The organism is Enterococcus sp. 3H8_DIV0648 (genome assembly GCF_002140655.1).
Taxonomy (GTDB): Bacteria; Bacillota; Bacilli; order Lactobacillales; family Enterococcaceae; genus Enterococcus_A; species Enterococcus_A hulanensis.
The window spans coordinates 1,190,860-1,195,664 of the sequence record NZ_NGLG01000002.1 but is presented as its reverse complement, the minus strand read 5'-3'; the positions used below and the strand labels follow the sequence as shown (position 1 = coordinate 1,195,664).

6 protein-coding genes are annotated in these 4,805 nt (G+C 38.6%); all 6 read right to left on the bottom strand.

Annotation, left to right across the window (positions count from 1 at the left end; genetic code table 11):
• Positions 1 to 282: 282 nt before the first annotated feature.
• Positions 283 to 555 (bottom strand): type II toxin-antitoxin system RelE family toxin, encoded by a 273-nt coding sequence (locus A5875_RS21940; RefSeq protein WP_088935678.1) that lies wholly within the window; start codon positions 553 to 555, stop codon positions 283 to 285.
• Positions 545 to 778: a type II toxin-antitoxin system RelB family antitoxin gene (gene relB, locus A5875_RS21935; protein WP_088935677.1), complete on the bottom strand. Its 234-nt coding sequence runs from the start codon at positions 776 to 778 to the stop codon at positions 545 to 547. The genes A5875_RS21940 and relB overlap by 11 nt, the downstream gene beginning before the upstream one ends.
• 170 nt (positions 779 to 948) lie before the next feature.
• Positions 949 to 1,155, bottom strand: a complete 207-nt coding sequence (locus A5875_RS21930) for a hypothetical protein (protein ID WP_088935676.1) — start codon at positions 1,153 to 1,155, stop codon at positions 949 to 951.
• 40 nt (positions 1,156 to 1,195) lie between these two features.
• Complete coding sequence (locus A5875_RS21925; RefSeq protein WP_088935675.1) at positions 1,196 to 1,381, bottom strand: hypothetical protein; 186 nt, start codon at positions 1,379 to 1,381, stop codon at positions 1,196 to 1,198.
• A gap of 46 nt (positions 1,382 to 1,427) precedes the next feature.
• Entirely contained in the window at positions 1,428 to 2,312 is an 885-nt protein-coding gene (locus tag A5875_RS21920; protein ID WP_088935674.1) for an Rpn family recombination-promoting nuclease/putative transposase, read from the bottom strand.
• Between the two features lie 230 nt (positions 2,313 to 2,542).
• Positions 2,543 to 4,805, bottom strand: a 2,263-nt coding sequence (locus A5875_RS21915; RefSeq protein ID WP_176244780.1) for a BspA family leucine-rich repeat surface protein, incomplete at its 5' end; no start/stop codon positions are given.

The following is a 4,805-nucleotide window of genomic DNA, read 5'->3' as shown; positions in this document are numbered from 1 at the left end:
TTTTATCAGTGTCCATTATCTAGGGTCTTTTTTAAATTCAATTTCCAAGTTTTACACTCATTTATATAATTGATCACTCATATCATCGGGGAAACTTCAAAGTCATCTATAATTTCATCTAATACATCACTTTTCAAATCATATTTTATTCCGTTAAGGATGCGGGAAAAAGTTGTCGAATACAAAAAATGGCTGGATCACGAGGAAGTCCTTGAAATCCAGCCATTAATCGATTATTTCACTGTTGAGACAAAACCATTAACCACAGCAATTGCGAGACTATCATTGCTTTTTGTAAATGGCACTTCTATGACCAATTGAAAATACTTCTATCACAATTTCAGAATCACGAATAACAGCTAATATTCGATAGCTTCCAATGCGATAACGCCATTCCCCACTTTGGTTTCCAGTAAATCCCTTTCCGTGTTGACGTGGGTCTGTTGTTCCTTCTAAATTTTTTCTGATCCACGCAACAATAATTGTGGCTTGGTTTCGATCCATTTTCTTCAATTGCTTCTGTGCTTGTGGCATATAAATAACTCTATACTTCATTTAGTAACTCTTCCATCTCATCTTGAGAAATGCCCATTTCTTTTTTCTCTTTGGAAATCTTAATCGCATTCTGCAATGTTTTCAAATCGATTTCATCTTCAATTTTATCAAGTACGGCATTCCGATAAAGTTCTGTCAATGAAGAATTATGCACCTTTGCGTATTCCGATACTAATTCTTTTTCATCATCGGGAATTCTAAATGTAATCGTTGATTGAGACATTCTACTCCTCCCTCCTGATTAGTTTTTAACTTTTCAAATGATTTAGTTGGTTAATATGGGGCTCTTTTAACGTTTCCATGATCTTCTGAAATTGAGTTTTTAGACTGGATTGTTTGATTGTTTGATTTTTTGAATCAGATTTATCCGAGTTTATCATTCGGACAGTATAATTACTCATTTTCTTTTTTCAATTCTTCCAGCCTCTCAATACTTAATTTGGAATACTTCGAGATCACTTCTAAAGGAAGACCATCTTCTAACATTGCTCGGACAAAATCAATTTTCTCAAGTTCTCTACCTTCTTTTATTCCTTCTCTTCTGCCTTGATTCAACTTAGTAGACATAACTGCGTTACTAATAGCCTCGGCTTTGTTCATTTTTTTATCCCTTCCTTAACACTCTTTTCAATCAAACAGCCTACTGCTCCTGCTCTCTCTTCAACTCTTCCAGCTTCTCAATGCTCAATCCGGTATATTTGGAGATCGTTTCTAAAGGGAGTTCGTCTTTTAACATTGATTGAGCGTTCTCAATTCTCGCAAGTTCCATTCCTTCTCTCACTTTAGTAGACATGACTGCACTACTAATAGCTTCTGCTTTGTTCATTTTTTTATCCCTTCCTTAACACTCTTTTCAATCAAACAGATGATTGCTATTCCTGCTCTTTTTTCAATTCTTCCAACTTCTCAATACTCAAACCGGTATACTTGGAGATCATTTCTAAAGGAAGATTGTCTTTCAACATTGATCGAGACACCTTAATTATCCCAAGTTCCAGCCCTTCTCTTCTGCCCTGATTCAACTTGGTAGACATAACCGCATTACTAATAGCCTCGGCTTTATCTATTTTCATAATCATTTTTTGTTCCTCCCTTCCAAGGTTGTAAAAGTCGATTCGTTGTTTGGCTTCTTTGATATATTCGGGAGCTCCTGCGGCGACTTCGCCAGTTTTTAGGAATGTTTGCCAGTGGTGCACGGCGGAGTTTGGCTGAATATTTTTACTTTTCAGACTAAGAAAGCATAGGATCAACAGCTCTTCTTCTTGGTCTCCTAAAAATGGCTGCTGGGTCTTTTCATCAAGTAATCGAAAGCGTCGCAAGGCATTACCTTTCGCATCGGCTAAGTGAAAATCAATGATATTGATTCCGTAAGCCGGATACAAACTCGAAAACAGATTATCCTTAATAATGTTTTTGCTTTTCTTTTTGCCTAACGAGGAGCGAAACGCTTCGATCAAGTAAAAAAGCGCTTGCGAGTTGAAATGATCGTGAGGCTGAATCTGACACTCGATCGTTGTCTGGGTACCGTCCTCCGTTGTAGCCAAAATATCAACTTCGGTATATTGGACTTTCGGTTTTTGTTGTGCTTTTTCGTAGTTACTGATATAGCTGTCAATGTGATGGGTTTGCTTGGGTTGTAACTCTTTGAAATCCGTTTCTAAAAGGTCATTCACAAAAGCTTTGAGGATATGCAAGGAATCTTCGGAGGTCAACATCTTTTTAAAAAGCAGGTCATTGGTCGGTAAATATTTCTTCATCTTTTCGCACCTTTCCAGATAGTCGCGCTCTGCTGAAAAGGCTTTTTCTTGCCCTCATTATAGCATGGGAAATGGCGTACTATCAAAGTTCTTCACTGGTAAGATACGCGAAAATGGGTAAAAATATTTTAAATAAATCAACTAAAATTCTCCTGCTAAATAACCGTCATGCTTGACGTAAAAAAAAGAACCTGAGACATACATCATCCCAGGCCCTTCTCTAAATCATCTTATTTCTTGTTCTTCTTAATCAAAGCAATGACTGCTACAACTAATCCTGTTCCTATGAATCCCGGCCAAATGGTTGTGACCATATTCATCCGTGGATATTGCTTTGCCTGTGCTGTTGGATAGACCTTCTTACTTACTGGTGTATTCGTCGTTCCTACAGGTTTTGGTGCGGTTGCGTCTTTCAAAGTTAGTCCTTGGATAGCAGATTGAAGTTTAGCCAATACCTGTTCGGTTTTGAGTGGATCAGGATTGACCTCTTTTAATAAATCCTCGGCAGCCTTTTTCGCTTCTTGATACACTTTCCAACTGTCCCCGGTGTAATCCTGTTCCTTGCGGTTCTTTTGATTTTCTTCTTTTAGGATATTTTCAATGACTTCTATTGACTTGATTTTTTCCCATTTCGCGGTTAGGGTTTTGTCGCCAGTCGTTCCTTTTGGCAGTTCGGTCACTTTTGTCTCGCCGTCATACCAGCCTAAGAAACGATAACCGATTCGTGCTGGTTCTGGTAATTTAGTAACAGAATTTTCAGTGGTGAACGTAATCGGATCAACCGTGCTACCGCCGGCGCTGTCGAAGGTGACTTGATAGGTTACTGGCGTCCATTTGGCAATCAACGTACGGTTGCCTGTTTCACCTTTTTCGATCTTCGTTACCTTATTTTTTCCTTCGTACCACCCCTCGAAGGTATAGCCGAGACGAGTTGGTGAATCAAACTTGTCGATTCCTGTTTCGATCGTGTATGTCTTTGGTGAAATGGATGAGCCATTCTTACTATCAAAATTGATCGTATAAGTGATCGGCTTCCACTGCGCATAAAGTTTTATCTGTGCACCTTCTGTGATTGATAAATTTTTGACGGCCTCTTTATCTGAATAACTGTCTCCGCTCCCATCAGATTCTTCATTCCACTCAACAAAATCATACCCTTTACGAGTAAATTGATTGCCTGAGAGTGATTTTTCTTCATCGATAGACAGTACCTGATCACTCATAGTTCCTTCGCCACCGTTAGCATCAAACTGGATCGTATATCTGGCCTTGCGCCAGCTTGCGACTAACTCGACAGGTTCAGTGATTGGCGTATCAAAAGTGAACGGTAGACTATTGAGTGTCCAGCCATCAAATATTAGGTCGCCTTTTGTTCCTTCATAGTCAGGTTTATCCGCCAATTTACCTTCAAAAATATACTGAGGATCAGGTGCCTTGCCACTACCATCATTCAAATCAAAAGAAACCTCATGTTTCTTCTGAATCGTGTATACATGATTTGTTGCTATTTCAGTCAAATTATTGTGTGCTTCAGTAAAAGCATTGGTTGAATCATACACATCTGTATAGTCATCCTTCACCCAGTGTTGGGTCGTTGTTCCTGAGTTAGGAGGAAATACGGGTAAAGAATGATAATACCCAAATTTAAAGTCCGACGATAGTGTTAAATTTGAAAGTTTATCACAGCTTGAAAATATACCCATCATATTCTGAACACGGCTCGTATCCCAACCTGATAAGTTTAATTTTTGCAACTGCGCACAATTAGAAAACATAGCATCCATAACAGTAACATTGCTCGTGTCCCAACCTGATAAGTTTAATTCTTGCAACTGCGTACAGCCAGAAAACATATCATTTGTCCATTCCAATTCACTTGTATCCCAACTGGATAGGTCTAACTTTTCCAACTGATTACAATTTTCAAACATATCATTCATCCACCGAATTTGGTTTGTATCCCAATCTGATAAGTCTAACGCTTTCAACTGTGTACAGTTGTAAAACATACTGGTAGTGTACTGAACACTGGACGTATCCCAACCTGTTAGGTTTAAGGATTTCAACTCACTACAGAAATAAAACATAGCGGCCATATTATGAACATTACTCGTATTCCAGCTGGATACGTCTAAGTCTTGCAACTGATTACATTCATAAAACATATTACTCATATCCTTAACTCGACTTGTATCCCAGTCGGAGAGTTCCAAATATAGTAACTGACCAGATTCTCTAAACATATTGCTCATATTCTCTACTTGGCTCGTATCCCATGTAGCAACGTTTAGTTTTTGCAACTGAATACACTCACGAAACATATTCCTCATATCCTTAACTCGACTTGTATTCCAGTCGGAAAAGTCTAAATTTTGCAACTGTGTGCAGCCCCAGAACATACTCTCCATATTCTCTACTTGGCTCGTATCCCAAGCCGTTATGTGCAATTCTTGCAACCCCTTACACAAATAAAACATAAAGCTCATATCGTCA